Source organism: Paenibacillus sp. Marseille-Q9583 (assembly GCF_976954365.1).
The window spans coordinates 39,240-61,626 of the sequence record NZ_CDRJTB010000037.1; the positions used below are offsets into that span (position 1 = coordinate 39,240).

Here is a 22,387-nt window from a genome sequence, read left to right on the forward strand (position 1 = left end):
AATTTCCCCAACAAAAGCGACCGTTTGAAATCTCTCATTTCTGGATATGCTAGAAACAGAGGTTCAAACAAAGGGGGAGTTGAGGGTTATGAAGCAAATTATGCTCATTACTGACGGTTGTTCGAATGTAGGAGAAAGTCCGGTGTTGGCAGCGGCGCATGCCCTGCAGGAGGGAATCACCGTAAATGTGGTTGGTGTAGTTGATTATGGTACGATCGGCGAACTCGGAAGCCGGGAGATTGCCGACATTGCCAAGGCCGGGGGAGGCCTTAGCCGAATAGTCGGAACGCCACAACTGGCGCAGACGATTCAGATGATGACACGCAAGACCGTGGTTCAGACGATCCAGCAGGCGGTTAATAAAGAGGTAAAAAAGATACTAGGCGATGGCTCACTGGATCAGTTGCCTCCTGTTCAACGTTCACAGGTTGTTACAGTTGTAGATGAACTGACAGAAACAACACCGCTGCGCATTGCACTTCTTATCGATGCCAGTGCTAGTATGAAACCTAAATTGGGTGCTGTGGAAGATGCTATCCGCGATTTGGCGCTCAGTTTGGAAGCACGGGAAGGTAAGAGTGAGATTGCTGTGTTCCATTATCCTGGAAATAACAGCAGCGAAGATGCCAAGCTTGATCTAGATTGGACCCATGACATGTCAGGTATTCGTACGTTATTCTCTAAATTACACATGAGAGGCGCGACACCGACGGGTCCAGCTATTTTCAAGGTGCTTGAACATTATCGTTATGATACACTGGATGAACATCGTGGACGCCGACTAAGTGATGACCACGACGAAAGAGAAGGGATGATTGGTGGGTATGTCGTCTAATCCGTCCTATCCTACTGGTACCTTAATTAACGGCAAATGGCGGGGTAACCGTTATGTCGTTGAGCGGATGCTGGGAAGGGGCGCGAACGGAACCGTATATCTTGTGCAAAGAGAAGGCAGACGGGAAAGGTACGCGCTAAAAATCGGATACGATACACTTGAACTTCAATCGGAGATCAATGTACTAACCTCGCTGCAATCACGGCGAAAGCGGAATGAGCATCGTGCTCGTCGTGAGAATCCATTGTCTTCTTATTTTTTGGAAGCGGATGATTTTGCGAATGGGGATAATGTCCCCTTCTATGTAATGAGGTATGTTGAAGGCAAACCTCTGCATCATTTTTTATCGAAAAACGGTCCCGACTGGTTAGGCCTGGTAGGACTTGGTCTGCTTGATAAGCTGCGCACACTGCATGAATGCGGTTTTGTGTTTGGGGATTTGAAGCCGGAGAACGTCATGGTATCAAAGTACGGCGAAGTGGAGCTGATCGACTTTGGGGGCACAAGTCCTATTGGTCGCAGTGTGAAGCAGTTTACCGAATGGCATGACCGTGGCTTTTGGAATGCAGGCAGCCGCACGAGTGATGAGGGTTATGATCTATTCGCTTTTGCTGTACTGTGCCTCCGTCTTTTGAATGAAGAGGGGCTCAAGAAAGCTGCGCTACAGCTGCCGCAGACAAGAAGTGTAGATGAGCTGTTTAAGCTGGCTAGAAATCTACCCGACAAGAAACTATCCTCTTGGATTTGTTTGGCGTTAAAAGGAGGTTTCTCCGGTTCCGCAGATGCTACAGAGCTCTGGCGAAACCATATTTACAATTCGCGTAGAAAGCGTCCTGATAGTATGGACACACCTCGCTGGCTCAAAAATGCTTTTGGGTTATCCTTGTTTGTGCTTGCCTTTACAATTTATTGGGTATTTCGGTTTTGAACTTATACATATAGTTTGAGAGAAGGGGGGCCGCATATGGAGCAAATGAATGGACTGGTGGAGTCAGTATTGGAGTCAGCAGCCGAGCACGAGCTGTGGGCGCCCCATGACACCATTGTAGTCGCAGTTTCCGGCGGCCCGGATTCTGTGGCTCTTTTGCATGTTTTGCATGAAATAGCTTTAAACGTTATGCCACTTACCTTAATATGCGCTCATGTGAATCACGGATTTAGAGCGGAGTCTAAGGAAGAGGTAGAGCTAGTACGTGGTATGGCTGAACAATTGGGACTGCCCTTTGAGTTGGCAGAATTCGATATTCCCTCTTTGGCTAAAGAGAGTGGACTCGGCCCTGAGGGGACAGCACGCGAGAAGCGATATGAATTTCTGATTGATACCGCACACCGTTATGGGGCGCGCTCCGTTGCTCTGGCTCATCATGCGGATGATCAGGCAGAAACGGTGATTATGCGTCTATTGCGCGGAAGCGGTTTATCGGGGCTGTCCGGTATCAAGTGGAAAAGAACAGAAAAAAAGGTGGAACTCATTCGTCCATTCCTACGTATTAACAAAACGGCTCTTCTTGGGTTATGTCAGAATGAAGGTTTCACCTATGCCGAGGATGCAACTAATCTGTTGACGAAATACAAGCGTAATGCTGTTCGATTGGAAGTTCTTCCTTTTCTGGAAAGGTATAACGGCAGAGTGAGACAGTCACTTGTGCAGCTTGCGGAAATTGCAGGAGCTGAGGATGAATATATGGAGGCATCTGCGGTAAAATGCTTTGAGGAGCTGGTTTCAGAAGGGGAAGGGAAATATACCTTTAACAGAGCTTCATTTGCGGCCATACCCTCCGCTTTACAACGGCGTTTGATTAAACTAATATTAAATTATCTGTCGGCGGATCTATCTGCCCTTGATTTCTCCAAGATTGAATCTGTACGTCGGGGAACGCTGCAGAGCTATCCCACCACCTGGAGTTTGGATTTAGGTGGAGGCCTGACTTGTGTGCGGCAATATGATATCATCTTGTTCTCGTCCAAGCCCGCGCAGCAACAGGCAAGCTATACATATCGTCTGTTTTTACCGGATTCCGAGCTTAAGCTGGAGGAAATAGGTAAGGTGATGTCGATGGCGGTGCTGGAGAGAGAAAATTTTTTTGTACAGGGGGAGGATTATGGGAAGATGTCGGCTTGGTTTGACCGTGATGAACTGGTCTTTCCACTAACGATTCGTTCCCGATTGCCTGGAGATACCATAAGAGTCATGGGATTAAACGGAAGCAAAAAGGTAAAAGATATTTATATTGATGATAAAATACCTGCTGCTGAACGCTCAATGATCCCCCTCGTTTGTGATGGTTTGGGCAATATCGTCTGGATTCCGGGCGTAAGACGCTCGATGCATGCCGCAGTAGGGCGGCAAACGACCTCGGTACTTCTATTGTCTCTAGCAGAGCTGGATGACCGTGAAGAAACGTAATGGTCGATGTAAGTCTTTCATAGTATAACTTAGGAGGTTTCGCAAGTTGCAAAATGATATTCAAGAAGTCTTGATCACCGAAGAGGAACTTCAGCAAAAAATTAAGGAGCTCGGTCGAACACTGAGCGAAGAATACGCAGGACGTACCCCTTTAGTCATTTGTGTACTAAAAGGCGCGTTTATATTTATGGCAGATCTGGTTAAAGCCATTACAGTACCTGTTGAGATGGATTTCATGGCAGTATCTAGCTATGGAGCATCCACCAAGTCCTCTGGTGTTGTCAAAATTATTAAGGATTTAGATGTATCGGTAGAAGGCCGCGATATCTTGATCGTTGAAGATATTATTGACAGTGGCCTTACGCTCAGCTATTTGATTGAGCTACTCCGCAACCGCAATGCTGCTTCTATCAATGTGGTTACCTTGTTTGATAAGCCCTCAGGTCGTACGGTTAATCTGGAAGCCAGCTATACAGGCTTCGTGTTGCCAGACGAATTTGTAGTAGGCTACGGATTGGATTATGCCGAGCGGTATCGGAACCTCCCATATGTTGGAGTACTGAAGCCTGAGATTTATTCCAATTGAACTATTGATTGCCTTGATCATACGGATCGGGCACCCTTGGCTTCCTTTATTTGAGGTGTCCCAAGAGGCTATGGTACAATAACTTGAGTGTTGCGAGAGGAGGTAGGGGATGAATCGGTTCATCCGGAATTCTGGTTTTTATTTGATTTTATTTTTAGTCGTGGTGGGTATTGTCCAGTTTGTGAGCAATGGAAATGAAGCCGCCGATTTCCCTAGATACGACGAGTTACGGCAGGAGATTAAGAGCAACAATGTGAAGGATTTGACGGTTCAGTTTGAGGGTAATGCCTTTTTGGTTACAGGCGAATATAGAGAGTTGCCTGCCGATACTAAATCGAAAAGCTTCTCCACATATATTCCTCCAACAGATGCTGCTATTAATGAACTGATTCAAGCCAGTGATGTTAATGGGATTGAATTAACTCAGAAGAAAATGGAAGGTACCAGCATTTGGCTGACATTCCTTTCTTCTATTATCCCGCTAGTCATTATGTTCATCTTGTTCTTCTTCCTGTTTAACCAGGCGCAAGGTGGCGGCGGTAAAGTCATGAATTTCGGCAAGAGCAAGGCTCGGTTATATAATGAAGAGAAGAAGAAAATCAGCTTCGAGGATGTTGCAGGGGCAGACGAAGAGAAGCAAGAGCTTGTCGAAGTCGTAGAGTTCCTGAAAGATCCGCGCAAATTTGCAGCTGTCGGTGCACGTATCCCTAAAGGCGTACTGCTTGTAGGCCCTCCGGGAACAGGTAAAACATTGCTTGCACGTGCAGTAGCAGGTGAAGCCGGTGTTCCTTTCTTCAGTATTTCCGGTTCCGATTTTGTAGAAATGTTCGTGGGTGTTGGTGCTTCTCGGGTACGTGATTTGTTCGAGAACGCTAAGAAGAACGCGCCATGTATTATCTTCATTGATGAAATTGATGCTGTGGGTCGTCAACGCGGCGCCGGACTCGGCGGCGGACATGACGAGCGCGAGCAGACACTTAACCAATTGCTGGTTGAGATGGATGGATTCGGTGGTAACGAAGGCATTATTATTGTTGCGGCAACTAACCGCGCTGATATACTTGATCCTGCATTACTTCGTCCAGGACGTTTTGACCGTCAAATTACGGTTGACCGCCCTGACGTAAAAGGCCGTGAAGCTGTACTTAAGGTTCATGCCCGTAACAAGCCGCTTACGAAAGATGTAAGACTGGATGTTGTCGCTAAACGTACAACTGGATTCACGGGTGCTGATCTAGAGAATCTGCTAAATGAAGCAGCATTGCTAGCTGCACGTCGTAACCGCAAAGATATTTCCATGATTGAAGTGGATGAAGCCATTGACCGTGTTATCGTGGGTACTGAGAAACGTAGTCGGGTTATCAGTGACCGTGAGAAACGCATTGTTGCTTACCATGAAGCAGGCCATACTATAGCTGGTTATTTCCTTGAGCATGCTGATATGGTGCATAAAGTTACAATTATCCCACGTGGACGTGCCGGCGGATATGTGATTATGCTTCCGAAGGAAGATCGGATGATCGTTACCAAGCAGGAGCTTTTGGATAAGGTTACTGGATTACTTGGTGGACGTGTTGCTGAAGAATTGTTTATTGGTGAGATCGGTACGGGCGCATACAGTGACTTCCAACAGGCTACGCGCATCGTGCGTGCCATGATCATGGAGTACGGTATGAGCGATAAGCTTGGACCTATGCAGTTCGGTTCTTCTCAAGGCCAAGTATTCTTGGGTCGTGATATTGGGCATGAACAGAATTATAGTGATTCCATTGCATATGAGATTGATCAAGAAATGCAGAACTTTATTACTTCGAGCTACGAACGTTGTAAAGAACTGTTGCTCAAACACTCTAAAGAAATGCACCTGATTGCCAATACATTACTTGAGAAGGAAACACTTGAGCTTGATCAGATTAAAGAGCTGATTGAACAAGGATTCCTTTCTGAAGATGGTAAGGCTGAGGGTGGCGAAGGCGTTGCGCTTGAAGTTGGCGAACCTGTCATTGATAATATCGGTGATGTGCGTGTCCGCATTCAAGGCAAGTCTGAAGATACTGATTCCACGCCTCCGAACCTATCAAAGGAAATCCCGAACAAACCTGAATCTGAGGGTAATGACGGATCTGATGATGACAATAAAGGCGGCGGAACTAGCCTTACCTAAGCAGGATCACTATTCATAAGATGTAAATTAATCCGGAGAGCGTAATTGCTCTCCGGATTTTTTATTTTAATTTTTAGGTAAATTCATGCTTGGAAGCCTGTCTAGTCACATTGACAGGGGCTGGAACGTTGTGTACATTAGTGATTAATATTACTTACTATTAACATCAGCTTATTCATTTTTTCGGATGATGGCTCATGCCATTTGATAACATCGCACCGGCGTAAAGCCGCGAAGATTTAAGGGGGAGAACAATCGGTGGAAGCTCTGGCACTTGAGCGTAAGCAGGAACAGAATCGAGAACTTCGTATACGTCTTGAACAGCTTAAGAAGGAAAGAAACGCAATCATTTTAGCTCATTATTATCAACGTGATGAAATTCAGGAGGTTGCCGATTTCCGGGGAGACTCTTTTTTACTCGCTCAGAAGGCTGCAGACACTGATGCAGAGGTTATTGTATTCTGCGGTGTTCATTTCATGGGGGAAAGTGCTAAAATTCTGGCTCCAAACAAAACCGTCCTTATTCCTGATGAACGTGCAGGCTGCCCAATGGCTGATATGGTCAATGTAGACGGTTTGCGTAAGCTTAAAGCGCAACATCCAAATGCTAAAGTGGTGACTTATATCAACTCGTCTGCAGAGATTAAAGCGGAAACTGATATCTGTTGTACCTCTGCCAATGCCGTGAAAGTAATCGAATCCCTCGATGCTGAAGAAATTATCTGGGTACCCGATAAGAATCTTGGTCAATACGTACAAGATCAGACCGGCAAAAAACTGATTATCTGGGAAGGCTATTGCAACACTCATGATATGTTGACTGTTAAAGATGTAGTAGAAATGAGAGCGAAATACCCAGAAGCAGAATTTGTAGTTCATCCAGAATGTCGTCCGGAAGTAGTGGCCATGGGTGATTATGTAGGTAGTACTACATCCATTCTCGAGTATTGCCGGAAATCTGACCGTAAGCAATTTATTGTTGGAACTGAGGATGGTACAGGATATCAGCTTCGTAAAGATAGTCCGGATAAAGAATTCCATTTTGCTACAAAATTTCTTGTTTGTCCTAATATGAAAGTTAACAATCTAAAAAAACTGGTGAAATGCCTGGAGACAATGAAGCCACAAATCTATGTACCGCCTGCTGTCGCCGACAAAGCCAGAACTTCCCTAGAGCGCATGCTACAAGTCCGGTAGTATGCGCTACTCTTTCGTTGAAACAGGTGAAACGCGGTCATGATTCCACAATATTTGGTTGATTTTGATCTTCGGGATATTCCTAAAGTAAAGACAGATTGTATTGTTATCGGTTCAGGGATTGCCGGATTGTTCACGGCTATTAAAGCTAGTGAAGATCGGCGTGTCATTATGATCACAAAGAAATCAGTAATGGAGAGTAATACTCGCTATGCACAGGGGGGGATCGCAGCTGTAATAGCTGAGGACGATTCCCCTGCTTACCACCGGCAGGATACATTAATGGCGGGAGCAGGTCTTTGCTCATCCACAGCTGTCGATGCACTTGTTAATGAAGGACCAGATAGAGTTCATGAGCTAATTCGTTTAGGTACTCTTTTTGATAAGGAAGATGGGGTACTGGCTTTGACGCAGGAAGGAGCGCATAGTCACCGTCGTATTTTGCATGCTAATGGAGATGCTACAGGTTATGAGATTGTTCGTGCCTTGGCTGAACAGGTAGCTGAACATGAGAATATTGAGGTGTGGGATGATCATTATGTCATTGATCTGATCACTGAAGGTGGAGAATGTGTAGGCGCATTGTTGCAGCGTCCCGGCGGCGGACGGTTATTCCTGCAAGGGGATGCGACTATTTTGTGCTCTGGTGGAGCAGGACAATTATTTAGATACACTACCAACCCTGAAGTAGCTACAGGCGACGGGGTAGCCATTGCTTATCGTGCCGGGGCTCATATACGAGATATGGAATTTATTCAGTTTCATCCTACAGCATTGAGTTACCCTGGAGCTCCTAGATTCCTAATCTCCGAAGCAGTTCGTGGGGAAGGAGCAGTATTGCGCAATATTAATGGAGAGCGATTCATGGAACGATATCATGAGTTGCTTGAGCTAGCCCCACGTGATATTGTAGCTCGGGCTATTGTAAGTGAAATGGAGCTTACAAAGTCAACGTTTGTCTATTTGGATATTACGCATGAATCCCCAGAAATGGTGAAGCATCGTTTCCCTACAATACATGAGACCTGTATGGGCTATGGACTGGATATTACAAGTGATTGGATTCCAGTGGCTCCAGCTGCGCATTATATGATGGGGGGCATTAAGACCGATCTGAATGGGGAGAGTACGATTCCTCGCTTGTTTGCTTGCGGGGAGGTTTCTTCCACAGGCGTACATGGGGCTAATCGATTAGCAAGTAATTCATTATCGGAAGCAGTTGTTTTTGGACATCGTATTATTGAGCGGATTCGCCAATTATCTCCGCTGGGACGTGATGTTACATCAGTTAATAGCAACGAAGGGCGTGTTGATTCGCCAACTCAAGCTATTGTGGAACGCCGTTTGAAGCTACAAAAGGTAATGGTTCGATATGCGGGATTACGACGTAATGAAGAGACCTTGTCTAAGGGAATAGAAGAATTGAAACGGCAGCTACCCATCTTTGGATCCGTATTGACTAAACGCGAGGAATACGAGTTCGCTAATATGCTGACCTGCTGTTTGCTCGTGACAGAGTCTGCTCTAGCACGGGGAGAGAGTCGCGGGGCACATTACCGTGAGGATTACCCGCAGCGAAGTGATGATCAGTGGCGCAAGCACCTGCTTCAAATTCGCGATCTGGGAATAGTGGAGGAATTAAGCGATGATGTTTAATGGTTACAATGAAGAACTAGTACAATCCATTAAGGCTTGGCTGCGGGAAGATGTTGGTTCCGGTGATATAACAACACAAATGACAATACCTGTTGGCCATGAATCTAAAGGGATTATTCATGCTAAAGAAGATGGCGTAATTTGTGGTATCCCGATTGCAGAGTTGGTTTTTGAAATTGTTGATCCTACGCTTAGCTTTACAGCCCTTGTAGAAGAAGGTCAAGCAGTGACAAAAGGGACTGTAATTATTGAGGTAGAGGGAAGCACACATGCAATTCTTACGGGTGAACGGCTTGCACTCAACTTGATGCAGCGTCTTTCCGGTGTAGCATCACGTACGTCATCTTTCGTACAGGTGCTCGATGGATTACCGACTCGTCTAGTAGATACACGTAAGACTACACCAGGACATCGTATGCTGGAAAAATATGCAGTTCGTGTTGGTGGAGGCTTTAATCATCGCTTTGGTTTATATGATGCGGTTATGATCAAGGACAATCATATCAAAGGTGCAGGCGGTATTAGGCAGGCAGTAGGTCGTGCGCGGAAGAACATTCCACATACGATGAGCATTGAAGTAGAGACTGAGAACTTAGAGCAAGTCGAAGAGGCGCTGGCAGCAGGTGCTGATATTATTATGCTTGATAATATGCCTAACGAGATGATGAAGCAAGCGGTGGCTAGGATTAAAGCTAAAGCTCCACATGTCAAGACAGAGGCCTCCGGCAATGTATCGTTAGAAACGGTTCGTGGGATCGCAGAAACAGGTGTGGATGTGATTTCTGTAGGACGCCTTACGTACTCCTTCTCCAGTCTGGATATTAGTCTAGACCTTAACGCCAAGAAGGAAGGGTCCTCATCATGATGCTTGCTGTCGATGTCGGTAATACCAATATTGTTCTCGGTGTATACAGAAAGCGCGAATTGTTGCATCATTTTCGGCTAAGTACTGCGCGCCAATCCACCGTGGACGAATATGGAGTGCTGATACACAATCTTTTTCAGATGTCAGGGATCTCTGTTAAAGATGTGGAAGGTGTAATTATATCCTCGGTAGTTCCACCTCTGGTTAAGACTATCGTTGATATGTGTATAAAGTATATAGGCAAAGATCCGTTACTCGTAGGACCAGGGATAAAAACGGGACTTAATCTTCGCTATGAGAATCCGCGTGAGATTGGCGCAGACCGGATTGTGAATGCTGTGGCTGCGATTGAACAATATAAATGTCCGCTTGTTGTTGTTGATTTTGGTACGGCTACGACCTTCGACTGTATCGATGCAGGGGCTAATTATCTTGGAGGAGCGATTGTTCCGGGTCTTGTTATTTCTACAGAGGCCTTATACCAGCGGGCGTCGAAACTGCCACGAATTGAGTTGGAGAAGCCTAAAAAGGTTATCGGACGTAATACAGTTCACGCTATGCAGGCTGGTATTATTTTTGGGTATGCAGGCCAAGTGGAGGGGATTGTAAAGCGTATCAAAATCGAGATGAACGCTCCGGAACTGAAGGTTATTTCTACTGGAGGCCTCGCTTCGCTAATTGCGGGGGAGACGGATTGTATCGACGAAGTAAATCCTATGTTAACACTAGAAGGATTACGAATTATTTATGACCGTAACCAATAAAGATAAAGAAGCCTAAAGGGCGAAGAGATAGGAGGGCTATGCACCCAATGGAAAAAAAGAAGGATCGACTTATCCGTGGAACGGCTATGAATGGTAAAGTGAGAGCGTTTGCTGTCCGCACAACAGAATTGGTCGAGGAATTGCGGCGCAGACATGATACGTATCCAACGGCTACAGCCGCACTTGGACGTACAGTTACCGCTGCAGCCATGATGGGCGCTATGCTCAAAGGAAGAGAGAAGCTATGTATCATGGTCAAAGGGGATGGACCGATCGGGCAAATCGTTGCGGAGTCCAATGCGTTGGGAGAAGTGTGCGGTTATGTACACCATCCTCACATTCACTTACCTAGTAATAGTATGGGCAAATTGGATGTTGCTGGAGCCGTAGGAACTGAAGGGTTCATTGATATTATAAAGGATTTAGGTTTGAAGGAACCTTATCGAGGTAGTATTCCTATCATCTCTGGAGAACTTGCGGAAGATTTCACTTATTATTTCGCTGTTTCTGAACAAACCCCAGCTGCAGTTGGCTTAGGTGTATTAGTGGATACCGATGAGTCAGTGATTGTAGCCGGAGGGTTTATCGTGCAGCTTCTTCCAGGACTGACGGATGTGGAGATTACGGAGATCGAAAAAGCTCTAGGGGCTATGCCTTCCGTGACAACACTTCTTGATCAGGGTCTAGAGCCAGAAGAAATGCTGCGTTTTCTTTTGCCGGATGCCGTAGTTATGGATGAACTGGATATTAACTTTGCTTGTCAATGTTCGCGTGAGCGGGTAGAGCAGACATTGGTTAGCTTAGGGCAAGATGAATTGGAGAGATTAATTGCAGAAGATGAGCAGGCTGAAGTTGTATGTCATTTTTGCAACGAGGCTTATGTTTTTAATAAGGACGAATTACAGGTCATTTTAGAACAAGCGAAATCGTAGGGTATGGGATGATGACGAGACAGGAACGTGCACTTCGCAATACGGTTGTTATTCTGGCTGTTGCAACTTTAATGCTCGGGGGCCTATTGTTCTGGAGCTTACGTGCCATGGCTCTTCTAAAAGGGGATACAACAGAAAACGAAACACCGGATGCAGCGACTGCAGGCGGACAACGGATAACAGATAAGCAGTGGATGGATGAGCTCAAAAAAAAGCATGGCCACGAAGTGCTGGTTGGAATGATCAATCATATTGTTGTGGAGATGGAAGCAAAGGCTCTGGGGATTACCGTGACCGACGATGAGGTTGAGCAAGAACTTGCACGAACTATGGTTGGATACGGATCGGAAGAACAGTATTATGCACAAATGCAGTCTCAGCTGGGGTTATCTCGTCAGGAAGTGTTCGCAGAAACGGCTTATCGTCTGACCTTACAAGCAATAGCCACTGATGGTATTACGATTAAGGAAGCTGATATCGATACTTATTTAGACCAAAACAAGGAGCGTTTCACTCCCAAAAGGGAATTGGAACTCTCCATGATTAAGGTTTCATCTTATGACGAAGGCGAGCAAGTAATGGATCGCTTGGAGCAGGGCGAGAATTTTGCTGATTTAGCTAGGGAAGTTTCCATTGATGCAGAGAGTCGGCAGCAAGGAGGCCGTTTGGGCAAAGTAGAGGAAGACGATCCTTTTTGGCCTGAGGGACTGCTTAAGACCGCTGCTAGTTTGGATGAGGGTGATATAGCGGGGCCGATTCAGGCGGAGGACGACTTCGCTATCATTCGACTAGAGAGTATTCACACACAAAATATTCCGGATCAAAAGGAAATTCGGACGCTGATACGTCAAGAGCTGGCGTTGGAGCAAGCACCCCCTCTACAGCAAGTGGAGAGTGATTTGCGCACGAAATATGATGTGGCAATAAATATTGACAACAGCCTGCAAGATTGATAATATGATATTAACGTAAAACCTACCGTTTTAGTCGGAAATAACTAACGGTGGTCCAATATCTACACCCCTTTATAGCAGTTATTATTGCATAATAGGCACACACATACAGAAGAGTAAAGTCACAATTTACGTTCTTATATCGCATTTATCATTCTAAGGAGGTTTTTGCTCATGGCTAAAGTCGTTAACAACGTAACAGAATTGATCGGAGGTACTCCGCTCGTTCGTTTGAATCGTCTGGCACAGGAAGGCTCCGCAGATATTTATTTGAAATTGGAATATCAGAATCCGGGATCAAGCGTAAAAGACCGTATCGCAATCAGCATCGTTGAAGAAGCTGAACGTGAAGGTCTACTGAAGCCTGGAGGTACAATTGTAGAAGCAACTAGTGGTAACACTGGTATTGGCTTGGCACTTGTGGCTGCGGCTAAAGGTTATAAGGCAGTTATCGTAATGCCGGAAACCATGAGCTTGGAACGTCGTAATCTACTTCGTGCATACGGAGCAGAATTGGTTCTGACTCCAGGATCGGAAGGCATGAATGGTGCGGTTAAGAAAGCGGAAGAAATTCTGAAAGAGAACCCAAGCTATTTCCCATCGGAGCAATTCAAGAATAAAGCGAACGTGAAGATCCACCGTGAGACCACTGGACCTGAAATTGTTGAAGCTATTGAGTCCATCGGAGGCCCACTGGATGCTTTTATTGCAGGTATCGGAACAGGTGGAACGATCACGGGTGCAGGTGAAGTGCTGAAGAGCAAATATCCTGACGTGAAGATCTATGCTGTGGAACCTGCTGCTTCTCCAATCTTGGCAGGAGGCAAACCAGGCCCTCACAAAATTCAGGGTATCGGAGCAAACTTCATTCCTGAAATCCTGAACCAGGACATTTATGATGAGATCATCCATGTTGAGAACGATGAAGCATTCGAAACTGCACGCCGTGTAGCTAAAGAAGAAGGCGTCTTGTCTGGCATTTCTTCCGGTGCAGCAGTATTTGCAGCACTTAAGGTTGCTAAAGACCTCGGTCCTGGCAAGAAGGTAGTTGTCATCATCCCAAGTAATGGTGAACGTTACCTGAGTACACCACTTTACAATTTCGAAGCGTAATTGTTTGCAATAACGTAATTTAAAAGAGTCTTCATACCACTTTTCTGGTGGTGATGGAGACTCTTTTCGTTGATTATATGGGCAAAAGGCTACATGGATATATGACGGCCTAGACGTGGTAATTTATTATTTTTGAAAAATGCTATGGTTTTTACTGAAGACTTAAAAGCCATAATAATTTCCTATAGCTGGGGGCTTTTCAATAATGCCTTAAGTACAGTATACTGACAGGCAATATACTACTGATGATTAAAACTAAGCAAATGCTTACGAAGTAAGTTTTATTGCGAAGTGATGTCTACGAAGTAATGGCTTCATAAAACTTTTAGGAGGATGGCTTTGGAAATCATAACGACATGGCATGAGTGGGAACAATGGGCAGCTGAAGACTGGAGCATGTTCCCCTTGATTATAAAATCACCCAAGTGCTCGGGGGAATTGCCCGCATCCTGGAAGAAGGCCTGGGAACTAGCTTCCGAATACTCCGTAGTGTTGGAGAGTGGCAAGGGTGGCCGCTATACGTACTTAGGTTTAAATCCTGTATCCATATTAAAGGGCAAGGGAGAAGGCGCTGAGGTGTTTAGCCTTTCTCCCGAATCATTGGGTCATACAGCCGATGAGGGTTCACATGAGACAACAACGCTGCTAGGTCAGCCGCTAGAGCTGCTACAGCAATGGATGTCAGGCTTCACCTCGCCAAGTCTAAACGTTCAGGGCATTCCTCCATTTACCGGTGGATGTATTGGATTTCTAGGGTACGATGTGGTTCGCTCATTGGAGCGTTTACCGTCTCTCGCACAAGATGATCCCGGTATTCCTGATTATCTCTTTATGAGGATGGATGAGGTATGGATTTATGATCACGAAGAGCATGTGCTTTATTGTGCTGTTCACGTCCCGGTTCCAGCAGAATGTGGGATGGAGGATTTGCAGAACCTTTATCTCGGTGCTATAGAACAGGCTGGGCGAATGGTAGAGCAGTGGCAGTTGGTATCCACTGCCTCGGGATTGAACGAAGAGGTCAAAGGTAGCATTGAGGCTCTCACAGATTCCTCAGGGGAGTGGCCGGGTATGACCTCGGCCTTCTCGCCTGAGAAGTTCCAGCAGGCCGTGCTGGACGTTCAGGAATACATCCGCCAAGGCGATGTATTTCAAGTGAACCTCTCGCTGCGCCAGGAGGCGCAGCTGAAATCCTCGCCGGAGGATGTTTACGAATGGCTGCGGGAGCTCAATCCGTCCCCGTACATGGGGCTCTTGCGGTCGCCCGGCTTCGCGCTATCCAGCGCTTCACCGGAGCTGCTCGTCAAGCTGCATGGGGACAAAGTGAGCGCAAGGCCAATCGCCGGCACCCGGCGCCGAGGCCTGACTCCCGCGGAGGATGCCGCCATGGAGGCGGAGCTTCGCGGGAGCGAAAAAGAGATCGCCGAGCATATTATGCTTGTCGATCTGGAGCGCAACGACATCGGGCGTGTCGCTGCGTATGGATCCGTCAGCGTGCCTGAGCTGATGACGGTGGAGCGCTACTCTCATGTGATGCATCTCGTTTCGCAGGTAGAGGGCCAGGTCGCACCGGATAAGGATGCTTATGCTGTAATCGCAGCATTGTTCCCAGGGGGAACGATTACAGGCGCGCCCAAAGTAAGAACAATGGAAATCATTGAAGAGCTGGAGCCGGTTCGGCGTGGGCCGTATACAGGATCCATGGGCTTTATTGACTATAACGGAAATATGGAATTAAATATTATTATTAGAACACTGGCTGTAAAGGATGGGGTCGGATATATTCAGACAGGTGCGGGCATCGTGATCGACTCTGATCCATATCGTGAATACCGTGAATGCCATAATAAAGCCAAAGCGGTAGTGAAGGCAGTACTCTGTAGTGAGTTACAGCAGGAATCCCAAACTACCAGCGGCGCCGAAGGGGGAGAAACACTGTGATCTTGGTCATCGATAATTATGATTCCTTTACGTATAACCTCGTACAGTATTTGGGTGAACTTGGGGAAGAGGTTAAAGTACACCGCAACGATGAAATTACCATTGAAGAGATTGAAAAAATGGCTCCCGATCATATTTTAATTTCTCCAGGACCATGTACACCTAATGAAGCGGGGATCAGTTTGGAATTGTTACATCATTTCAAAGGTATTATTCCGATCTTCGGCGTATGCCTTGGGCATCAGGCGATAGGCCAAGCGTTTGGTGGAAATGTTATTCGTGCAGAGCGTTTGATGCATGGAAAGACATCCCCGATTCATCATAATAGCACGTCGGTTTTTGAAGGTCTGGAGTCTCCTTTTACGGCAACAAGATATCATTCTTTGATTGTAGAGCGCGAGAGTCTGCCGGATTGTCTGGAGATTACAGCGGAGACCGAAGAAGGGGAGATTATGGCGCTGCGCCATAAAGAATACCCTATCGAAGGTGTGCAATTCCATCCGGAATCGATTATTACGGATCATGGTCATACGATGCTACGTAATTTCTTGAAACGGAGAGCCGGAGAAACGGCATGAAATATATAGGATTTAACAATGGTGTCATAGATGCAAGACAAGCCGTGGTTTCCGCCCTGGATCACGGTTTTTTATACGGCATAGGATTATTCGAGACCTTTCGGACGTATGGGGGAGTATCTTTTCTGCTGGAGCGTCATTTGAAGCGTATGGCAGAGGGGTGCAAGGAGCTTGGTATTCCATTTGCGCAGGATGTTGAACAGCTGCAGGAGTGGATCCAGCGTGTTATGGACAAAAATGAATTAAAAGAAGCTTATATACGCTATACCGTGACCGCTGGTGAGGATATTCTTGGATTACCTGCGGGCGACTATTGCGAACCCAATCATTTGCTGTACATCAAAGCGCTGCCGAAAGTATCCGAAAAGATATATAGAGAAGGCAAAGATCTGCAACTGTTGTCCTTACGGCGTAACACTCCGGAGGGAGCAGTGCGATTCAAGTCTCTGCATTATATGAATAATATTTTGGCCAAGCGTGAGCTTAGGGGCTATGCTTCGGCGGTGAATGGTGCTGAAGGACTGATGTTGACTGCACAAGAGATCATAGCAGAGGGTATTGTCAGCAACATCTTTTTTATAAAAAACAATATTCTCCAAACTCCAGATATCTCAACTGGGATTCTACCGGGAATTACCCGGGAAATGGTAATGGAACTGGCTCGTAGTGCTGGAATTAGGGTAGAAGAGGGCGCTTATCATTGGGAGCAGTTAAAAATAGCCGACGAAGTATTTCTTACTAATTCCGTACAAGAAATTGTCCCGGTCACAACGCTTTGGGAAAAAGATAAGAAATTTACCGTAGGCGATGGCCTTTGCGGCAGAATGACTTCGGATTTGATTTCATTCTATAGAGAAAGGACGGGAATATCGAAATGAGACCAGCCATATTCAAGCGGACATACCGCTGTGGAAATACTGATTTGGAATTGGGAAATCGAACGCTGATTATGGGCATCCTGAATGTAACCCCGGATTCTTTTTCAGATGGAGGACTTTGGGATGATCCGGACATAGCAGTAGAACATGCGCTACAAATGGCCGCAGATGGTGCTGATATTATAGATATTGGTGGAGAATCTACCCGTCCTGGTCATAAACCAGTCGGGCTTGAAGAGGAATTAGCTCGTGTATTGCCTGTCATCGAAAGTATTCATCGAGCGGCACCGCATATTCCGTTATCTATAGATACCTACAAAGCTGAAGTGGCACGCCAAGCTATTGCTGCTGGTGCCCATATCATTAATGATATATGGGGCTGTAAGGCTGATCCGGAAATGGCGGCAGTGGCAGCTGCTGCAGACTGTCCCATTATTTTGATGCATAACCGGCAGGACCGTGATTATACGAATCTAAGTGCGGATATGTCGGCCGATCTTAAGGAAAGTATTGATCTTGCTTTAGCCGCAGGAGTGAACCCAGCCAATATCATCTTGGATCCAGGAATCGGCTTTGCGAAGGATTTTAATGAAAATTTGCAGGCGATGATGCTTTTGGACGGGTTGACTGAGTTTGGTTATCCACTGTTACTGGCGACTTCACGCAAAAAATTCATCCGGACCGTACTTGATTTGCCCGCTGATGATGTTGTGGAAGGTACCGCAGCTACAGTAGCCTTTGGCATTGCTCAGGGCTGCCAGATCGTACGAGTGCATGATGTGTCCCTAATAAAACGAACGGTCAAGATGTGTGATGCGATGTTGTATGCTGCACCTCCATTGGTGCGTGAATAAAGATATTTTATAAAAAGGGCGGGTTTAAAGATGGATAAAATGACACTGCATCGAATGGAATATTACGGATATCATGGTGTGTTTGAAGAAGAGCGTAAGCTGGGCCAACGTTTTTACATTGATTTGGAGCTGGAACTCGATCTACAGGGGGCGGGTCAGAACGATGATTTGAACCAAACCGTAAACTACGCTGAAGTGCATGAACTGGTCAAAAACATTGTCGAAATAAAGTCCTTTAAGTTAATTGAGGCTCTGGCAGAATATATTGCATCCTCCGTACTGGACACTTATACTGTTATCAATGCAGTAACGGTAAAGGTAACTAAACCGCATCCGCCATTCGACATTCATTTTCAGGGAGTGACTGTGGAGCTGCGCAGAACTAGAAAGTGAGAACAAAGTCCATGAATATACATTCCACCTCTGAAGAATCAGAGGCTTATATTGCTTTAGGGGCTAATTTGGGCGACCGTGAGGGCACGCTGTCGGAGGCTTTGAACAGACTGAATAATCATGATGAAATATCGGTAGTTCGCTGCTCCAAAGTCTACGAGACAGAGCCAGTAGGTTATTTAGATCAGCCGCAGTTTCTTAATATGGCAGCAGCTTTGCGCACGACGCTTGCGCCAGAGACCTTGCTGGAAGTAATGCTGGGGATCGAAACGCAGCTGGGTCGTATCCGGGATATTCGCTATGGACCGAGAACGGTAGATCTAGATTTATTGTGGGTAGAGGGCCAGACACTTGATACTCCGCATTTAACGTTACCGCATCCGCGTATGTTTGAGCGTGCATTTGTAATGCTTCCGCTCAGTGATATCGTTCCACAGAATGAACAGTCTTCCGGACTCCGCAAGTTGATTACAGCAGCGCTTCAAGACATAGACGGGAAGGAAGGAATTCGGTTGTGGACAACAAGCGTATGGGACGGAGGGTCAGGGCATTCCGCAAGCTAAAAGGTTATACTCAACAGGAACTTGCGGATCTCACTGGGATTTCCTTGGCTGTGCTTGGTGCAGTCGAGAGGGGTAATAGACGTTTGGAAGATCAAATTTTAGATAAAATTGCGAATGTCCTAGGGGTTACAACCGAAGAATTGGTAAACCCTGACTCATAATTTTTAAGCCATTCAAATAGGAATAATGGAAGTGATACGAATGCTGAAGATTGGCGACATTGAGATGAAAAATCAAGTTGTTCTGGCACCTATGGCTGGGGTATGCAATCCGGCCTTTCGTCTAATCGCTAAAGAGTTTGGTACAGGTTTAGTCTGTGCGGAAATGGTGAGCGACAAGGCTATTATTCACGGGAATACGCGTACTCGCGAAATGCTGTTTGTAGATGAACGGGAGAAACCGCTTAGTTTGCAGATTTTTGGCGGGGATAGGGAATCACTGGTGCAAGCAGCTAAAGTGGTTGATAAAGAAACCAATGCTGATATTATCGATATCAATATGGGATGCCCAGTGCCTAAAGTAACTAAATGTGATGCGGGAGCCCGCTGGCTTTTGAATCCCGACAAAATCTATGAAATGGTCTCTGCGGTTGTCGATGTTGTTGATAAACCCGTAACCGTGAAAATGCGGATTGGCTGGGATAGCGAGCATATTTTTGTCGAAGATAATGCACGTGCAGTAGAACGTGCCGGTGGCAAGGCTGTCAGTGTACATGGACGAACACGGGAGCAACTCTATACGGGGCGTGCGGATTGGAATTATATCAAGATGGCAAAAGAAGCGGTCTCCATTCCGGTTATCGGCAATGGTGATGTGAATACACCTGAAGATGCTCGGGCTATGCTTGATCAGACCGGTTGTGATGGCGTGATGATCGGGCGTGGGGCGCTAGGTAACCCATGGATGCTGTACCGTACGATTCAGTATTTAAGCACCGGGGAACTGATGCCTGAACCTGGATTGGATGAGAAGATTAAGGTTGCCATTCTTCATATGGATCGGCTGGTTGCACTTAAGGGAGAAGCAGTAGCCGTTCGGGAGATGCGTAAGCATATGGCTTGGTATTTAAAAGGCCTGAAGTCTGCTGCACGAGTGAAGGATGTGCTCATGTTAGAGACAGAACGTGATGGAATGGTGAAGATTTTGAATGATTTTGTCGTTCAGCTAAAGTATGAAGAAGAGAATAAGGGTAATGAAATGTCTGCTTCCGCAGTATAAACGTTGTTTTCCTTACGCTTTTTGAACACATCCCACTTTATATGTGGTGTCATTGACATTTTGTAGCGGTTCCAATATAATTTCACAGTATAAAATCGCCGTTACAGTAAGAGCAATGCAGCAGGGAGGGTTCTTATCCTCCTAGATTAGCATATAGTATGGTGTTTTCAATAAATGTATACGACAGGAGAATCGGTTGAGATGAGCGATAAAGAAGTCATCCTTACGCCGGACGGGCTAAAGCGTCTGGAAGATGAGCTGGAATTCCTCAAATCTGTGAAACGCCGCGAGGTTGCTGAACGGATTAAGGTAGCGATTGGCTACGGAGATATCAGTGAGAACTCGGAGTATGAAGACGCGAAGAATGAGCAGGCTTTTATCGAAGGACGCGTTATCACCTTGGAGAAGATGCTTCGCAACGCGCGCATCATTAATAGCGACGAGATCGTTACTGATGTGGTAAGTATCGGTGTTACTGTAAGTGTTGAAGACTTGGAATATGGTGACACTATGGAATACACGATCGTAGGTACAGCGGAGTCCGATCCACTGAATAATAAGATCTCCAACGAAAGTCCAGTAGGCAAAGCCATCATCGGCAAGAAAATAGGCACGATTGTTGACGTTAATACACCTGCAGGCGTTATTCAATATAAAATTCTCGATATCAGAATGAAGTAGTGTACAGATCTTATAGTCTGTAAATAGATGTGCTGCCGAATGTATAAGTAGTTTTCTTGTATGCAGGCAGATAAGGGAACATTGTTTGGGAAAGCTTCCTTAGGGAAGCTTTTTTTCAAAATATAAGGGATTTATATCTGCAAGGGGATGAATAGCATGACCGAGGAAATGAATAATGTGGAGAATGCAGAGAACGAACTTAGTGAGCTTTTGCAAATCCGCCGTGCCAAATTGGACGAGCTAAGAGGACTTGGTATCGATCCTTTCGGCAAAAAGTATGAGCGTACAGCTAACGCTGGCGACCTAGTATCGAAGTATGATGGACTTTCTAAAGAAGAATTGGACGAGCTATCTGTTGAAGTCAGCATAGCGGGTCGCATTATGGCAAAACGTGTTATGGGTAAAGCCAGTTTTGCGCATATCCAAGATCTCAGTGGAAGAATTCAGCTTTATGTTCGTCAAGACAGCATTCCTGAAACGCAATACGCAGCGTTCAATGTTCTCGATCTAGGAGACATCATCGGCGTTCGCGGAACAGTATTCAAAACCAAAACAGGTGAGACCTCTATCAAAGTGCATAATCTCGAAGTCTTGTCCAAGTCCTTGTTGCCACTTCCTGAGAAATATCATGGTCTTAAAGATGTAGAGCTGCGCTACCGTCAGCGCTATGTTGATTTGATTATTAATCCAGAAGTTCAACAGACCTTTATCGCTCGTTCAAGAATCATTCAATCTATGCGTCGTTATTTGGATTCACTTGGCTATCTTGAAGTTGAGACACCTACACTTCATGCGATTGCCGGTGGAGCTGCAGCGCGTCCGTTCATTACTTACCACAACACGCTTGAAATGCAGCTTTATATGCGTATTGCTATTGAGCTTCATTTGAAACGTCTTATTGTTGGTGGACTAGAAAAAGTATACGAAATCGGTCGTGTATACCGTAATGAAGGAATTTCCACTCGTCACAATCCTGAGTTTACTATGATTGAGCTGTATGAAGCTTATGCTGATTACAAGGACATCATGAACCTTACGGAGAATATGATCGCTCATATTGCCCAAGAGGTATTAGGAACTCAACAGGTCGACTATCAGGGTAAGCCGGTAGATCTGTCACCAGGATGGCGTCGTGTAACTATGGTTGATGCCGTTAAAGAGGTAACCGGTGTTGATTTCAGTGTTCAAATGACAGATGAGGAAGCACAGGCTCTGGCAAAAGAGCACCGTGTACCTGTAGAGAAGCACATGTCTTTCGGTCATATCCTTAATGCTTTCTTCGAGCAATTTGTAGAGGAAACTCTGATTCAGCCTACCTTTGTAATGGGACATCCGGTTGAAATCTCACCACTGGCGAAGAAAAACGATGAGGATCCACGCTTCACCGATCGTTTTGAATTGTTTATTGTGGGTCGTGAGCATGCGAATGCATTTAGTGAATTGAATGATCCGATCGACCAGCGTCAACGCTTTGAAGCTCAAATCCAGGAGAAAGAGCAAGGTAATGACGAAGCTCATGAAATGGACGATGACTTCATCCGTGCTTTGGAATATGGTATGCCTCCTACAGGTGGACTGGGAATCGGTGTAGACCGTTTGATCATGTTGCTTACCAATTCTGCATCTATTCGTGATGTACTGCTGTTCCCGCATATGCGTAACCGTACAAACGAATAGTATTTATACAACAATGAGCACAGGGGAGCTGTCTAGCGGCGGTTCTCCTTGGCCACTGTTGATCAGAAGGTAAAGATTCTGGTATCGTTATGAGGATATATAGCATAATACTAATTTGTTTGAAAAAAAGTG

General features: G+C 45.7%; 22 protein-coding genes. All 22 read left to right on the plus strand.

Going from position 1 to position 22,387, the window contains the following annotated elements; all coding sequences use genetic code 11:
* Positions 1–88 precede the first annotated feature (88 nt).
* The 22 genes from ACWNM1_RS17575 (at position 89) to lysS (ending at position 22,255) form a co-directional block, all read left to right on the plus strand.
* Positions 89–835 (plus strand): vWA domain-containing protein, encoded by a 747-nt coding sequence (locus tag ACWNM1_RS17575; RefSeq protein ID WP_042183866.1) that lies wholly within the window; start codon positions 89–91, stop codon positions 833–835.
* Positions 825–1,763 (plus strand): serine/threonine protein kinase, encoded by a 939-nt coding sequence (locus tag ACWNM1_RS17580; protein ID WP_449601919.1) that lies wholly within the window; start codon positions 825–827, stop codon positions 1,761–1,763. The genes ACWNM1_RS17575 and ACWNM1_RS17580 overlap by 11 nt, the downstream gene beginning before the upstream one ends.
* A 36-nt stretch (positions 1,764–1,799) precedes the next feature.
* The gene (gene tilS / locus ACWNM1_RS17585; RefSeq protein ID WP_449601921.1) at positions 1,800–3,242 is read left to right on the plus strand and encodes a tRNA lysidine(34) synthetase TilS; all 1,443 of its coding nucleotides are present in this window, start codon (positions 1,800–1,802) and stop codon (positions 3,240–3,242) included.
* A gap of 46 nt (positions 3,243–3,288) precedes the next feature.
* Entirely contained in the window at positions 3,289–3,828 is a 540-nt protein-coding gene (gene hpt, locus ACWNM1_RS17590; RefSeq protein ID WP_042183870.1) for a hypoxanthine phosphoribosyltransferase, read from the plus strand.
* 109 nt (positions 3,829–3,937) lie between these two features.
* On the plus strand, positions 3,938–5,992 hold the full coding sequence (ftsH, locus tag ACWNM1_RS17595) for an ATP-dependent zinc metalloprotease FtsH (protein ID WP_149643860.1): 2,055 nt from the start codon (positions 3,938–3,940) through the stop codon (positions 5,990–5,992).
* Between the two features lie 258 nt (positions 5,993–6,250).
* The gene (gene nadA / locus ACWNM1_RS17600) at positions 6,251–7,189 is read left to right on the plus strand and encodes a quinolinate synthase NadA (RefSeq protein ID WP_449601923.1); all 939 of its coding nucleotides are present in this window, start codon (positions 6,251–6,253) and stop codon (positions 7,187–7,189) included.
* A 39-nt stretch (positions 7,190–7,228) separates the two neighbouring features.
* Positions 7,229–8,845 carry an L-aspartate oxidase gene (gene nadB, locus ACWNM1_RS17605; protein ID WP_449601924.1) on the plus strand — a complete coding sequence of 539 codons (1,617 nt, stop codon included), beginning with the start codon at positions 7,229–7,231 and terminating at the stop codon, positions 8,843–8,845.
* Positions 8,835–9,710: a carboxylating nicotinate-nucleotide diphosphorylase gene (gene nadC / locus ACWNM1_RS17610; RefSeq protein ID WP_449601926.1), complete on the plus strand. Its 876-nt coding sequence runs from the start codon at positions 8,835–8,837 to the stop codon at positions 9,708–9,710. The genes nadB and nadC overlap by 11 nt, the downstream gene beginning before the upstream one ends.
* On the plus strand, positions 9,707–10,474 hold the full coding sequence (locus tag ACWNM1_RS17615; RefSeq protein WP_042183892.1) for a type III pantothenate kinase: 768 nt from the start codon (positions 9,707–9,709) through the stop codon (positions 10,472–10,474). The genes nadC and ACWNM1_RS17615 overlap by 4 nt, the downstream gene beginning before the upstream one ends.
* 47 nt (positions 10,475–10,521) lie before the next feature.
* A complete protein-coding gene (gene hslO / locus ACWNM1_RS17620; RefSeq protein ID WP_449601928.1) occupies positions 10,522–11,406 on the plus strand; it encodes an Hsp33 family molecular chaperone HslO in 885 nt (294 codons plus the stop codon).
* An 8-nt stretch (positions 11,407–11,414) separates the two neighbouring features.
* Positions 11,415–12,359, plus strand: coding sequence for a peptidylprolyl isomerase (locus tag ACWNM1_RS17625; RefSeq protein WP_449601929.1), 945 nt, complete (start codon positions 11,415–11,417; stop codon positions 12,357–12,359).
* Between the two features lie 174 nt (positions 12,360–12,533).
* On the plus strand, positions 12,534–13,472 hold the full coding sequence (cysK, locus tag ACWNM1_RS17630; protein WP_042123166.1) for a cysteine synthase A: 939 nt from the start codon (positions 12,534–12,536) through the stop codon (positions 13,470–13,472).
* Positions 13,473–13,805: 333 nt separating this feature from the next.
* Entirely contained in the window at positions 13,806–15,413 is a 1,608-nt protein-coding gene (locus ACWNM1_RS17635) for an anthranilate synthase component I family protein (protein WP_449601932.1), read from the plus strand.
* Entirely contained in the window at positions 15,410–15,991 is a 582-nt protein-coding gene (gene pabA, locus ACWNM1_RS17640; protein ID WP_449601934.1) for an aminodeoxychorismate/anthranilate synthase component II, read from the plus strand. Before ACWNM1_RS17635 ends, pabA begins: the two co-directional genes overlap by 4 nt.
* Positions 15,988–16,869, plus strand: a complete 882-nt coding sequence (locus ACWNM1_RS17645) for an aminotransferase class IV (protein ID WP_449601936.1) — start codon at positions 15,988–15,990, stop codon at positions 16,867–16,869. Before pabA ends, ACWNM1_RS17645 begins: the two co-directional genes overlap by 4 nt.
* A complete protein-coding gene (gene folP, locus ACWNM1_RS17650; protein ID WP_449601937.1) occupies positions 16,866–17,723 on the plus strand; it encodes a dihydropteroate synthase in 858 nt (285 codons plus the stop codon). Before ACWNM1_RS17645 ends, folP begins: the two co-directional genes overlap by 4 nt.
* Before the next feature lie 30 nt (positions 17,724–17,753).
* Positions 17,754–18,116, plus strand: a complete 363-nt coding sequence (gene folB, locus ACWNM1_RS17655) for a dihydroneopterin aldolase (RefSeq protein WP_042183904.1) — start codon at positions 17,754–17,756, stop codon at positions 18,114–18,116.
* 11 nt (positions 18,117–18,127) lie between these two features.
* Positions 18,128–18,679, plus strand: coding sequence for a 2-amino-4-hydroxy-6-hydroxymethyldihydropteridine diphosphokinase (gene folK, locus ACWNM1_RS17660; RefSeq protein ID WP_076286864.1), 552 nt, complete (start codon positions 18,128–18,130; stop codon positions 18,677–18,679).
* Complete coding sequence (locus ACWNM1_RS17665) at positions 18,646–18,840, plus strand: helix-turn-helix domain-containing protein (RefSeq protein ID WP_234540301.1); 195 nt, start codon at positions 18,646–18,648, stop codon at positions 18,838–18,840. The genes folK and ACWNM1_RS17665 overlap by 34 nt, the downstream gene beginning before the upstream one ends.
* Before the next feature lie 40 nt (positions 18,841–18,880).
* Positions 18,881–19,897, plus strand: coding sequence for a tRNA dihydrouridine synthase DusB (gene dusB, locus ACWNM1_RS17670; RefSeq protein ID WP_449601940.1), 1,017 nt, complete (start codon positions 18,881–18,883; stop codon positions 19,895–19,897).
* Positions 19,898–20,098: 201 nt separating this feature from the next.
* Positions 20,099–20,578 carry a transcription elongation factor GreA gene (gene greA / locus ACWNM1_RS17675; RefSeq protein ID WP_042183910.1) on the plus strand — a complete coding sequence of 160 codons (480 nt, stop codon included), beginning with the start codon at positions 20,099–20,101 and terminating at the stop codon, positions 20,576–20,578.
* Between the two features lie 156 nt (positions 20,579–20,734).
* The gene (gene lysS, locus ACWNM1_RS17680) at positions 20,735–22,255 is read left to right on the plus strand and encodes a lysine--tRNA ligase (RefSeq protein WP_449601941.1); all 1,521 of its coding nucleotides are present in this window, start codon (positions 20,735–20,737) and stop codon (positions 22,253–22,255) included.
* Positions 22,256–22,387 lie beyond the last annotated feature (132 nt).

Bases quoted from the DNA above. Each gene is read 5' to 3' on its own strand.
- ACWNM1_RS17575 (WP_042183866.1), top strand. From the start codon at position 89: ATGAAGCAAATTATGCTCATTACTGACGGTTGTTCGAATGTAGGAGAA.
- ACWNM1_RS17580 (WP_449601919.1), top strand. From the start codon at position 825: ATGTCGTCTAATCCGTCCTATCCTACTGGTACCTTAATTAACGGCAAA.
- tilS (WP_449601921.1), top strand. From the start codon at position 1,800: ATGGAGCAAATGAATGGACTGGTGGAGTCAGTATTGGAGTCAGCAGCC.
- ftsH (WP_149643860.1), top strand. From the start codon at position 3,938: ATGAATCGGTTCATCCGGAATTCTGGTTTTTATTTGATTTTATTTTTA.
- nadB (WP_449601924.1), top strand. From the start codon at position 7,229: ATGATTCCACAATATTTGGTTGATTTTGATCTTCGGGATATTCCTAAA.
- nadC (WP_449601926.1), top strand. From the start codon at position 8,835: ATGATGTTTAATGGTTACAATGAAGAACTAGTACAATCCATTAAGGCT.
- ACWNM1_RS17615 (WP_042183892.1), top strand. From the start codon at position 9,707: ATGATGCTTGCTGTCGATGTCGGTAATACCAATATTGTTCTCGGTGTA.
- hslO (WP_449601928.1), top strand. From the start codon at position 10,522: ATGGAAAAAAAGAAGGATCGACTTATCCGTGGAACGGCTATGAATGGT.
- ACWNM1_RS17625 (WP_449601929.1), top strand. From the start codon at position 11,415: ATGATGACGAGACAGGAACGTGCACTTCGCAATACGGTTGTTATTCTG.
- cysK (WP_042123166.1), top strand. From the start codon at position 12,534: ATGGCTAAAGTCGTTAACAACGTAACAGAATTGATCGGAGGTACTCCG.
- ACWNM1_RS17635 (WP_449601932.1), top strand. From the start codon at position 13,806: ATGGCTTTGGAAATCATAACGACATGGCATGAGTGGGAACAATGGGCA.
- ACWNM1_RS17645 (WP_449601936.1), top strand. From the start codon at position 15,988: ATGAAATATATAGGATTTAACAATGGTGTCATAGATGCAAGACAAGCC.
- folP (WP_449601937.1), top strand. From the start codon at position 16,866: ATGAGACCAGCCATATTCAAGCGGACATACCGCTGTGGAAATACTGAT.
- folB (WP_042183904.1), top strand. From the start codon at position 17,754: ATGGATAAAATGACACTGCATCGAATGGAATATTACGGATATCATGGT.
- folK (WP_076286864.1), top strand. From the start codon at position 18,128: ATGAATATACATTCCACCTCTGAAGAATCAGAGGCTTATATTGCTTTA.
- ACWNM1_RS17665 (WP_234540301.1), top strand. From the start codon at position 18,646: ATGGGACGGAGGGTCAGGGCATTCCGCAAGCTAAAAGGTTATACTCAA.
- dusB (WP_449601940.1), top strand. From the start codon at position 18,881: ATGCTGAAGATTGGCGACATTGAGATGAAAAATCAAGTTGTTCTGGCA.
- greA (WP_042183910.1), top strand. From the start codon at position 20,099: ATGAGCGATAAAGAAGTCATCCTTACGCCGGACGGGCTAAAGCGTCTG.
- lysS (WP_449601941.1), top strand. From the start codon at position 20,735: ATGACCGAGGAAATGAATAATGTGGAGAATGCAGAGAACGAACTTAGT.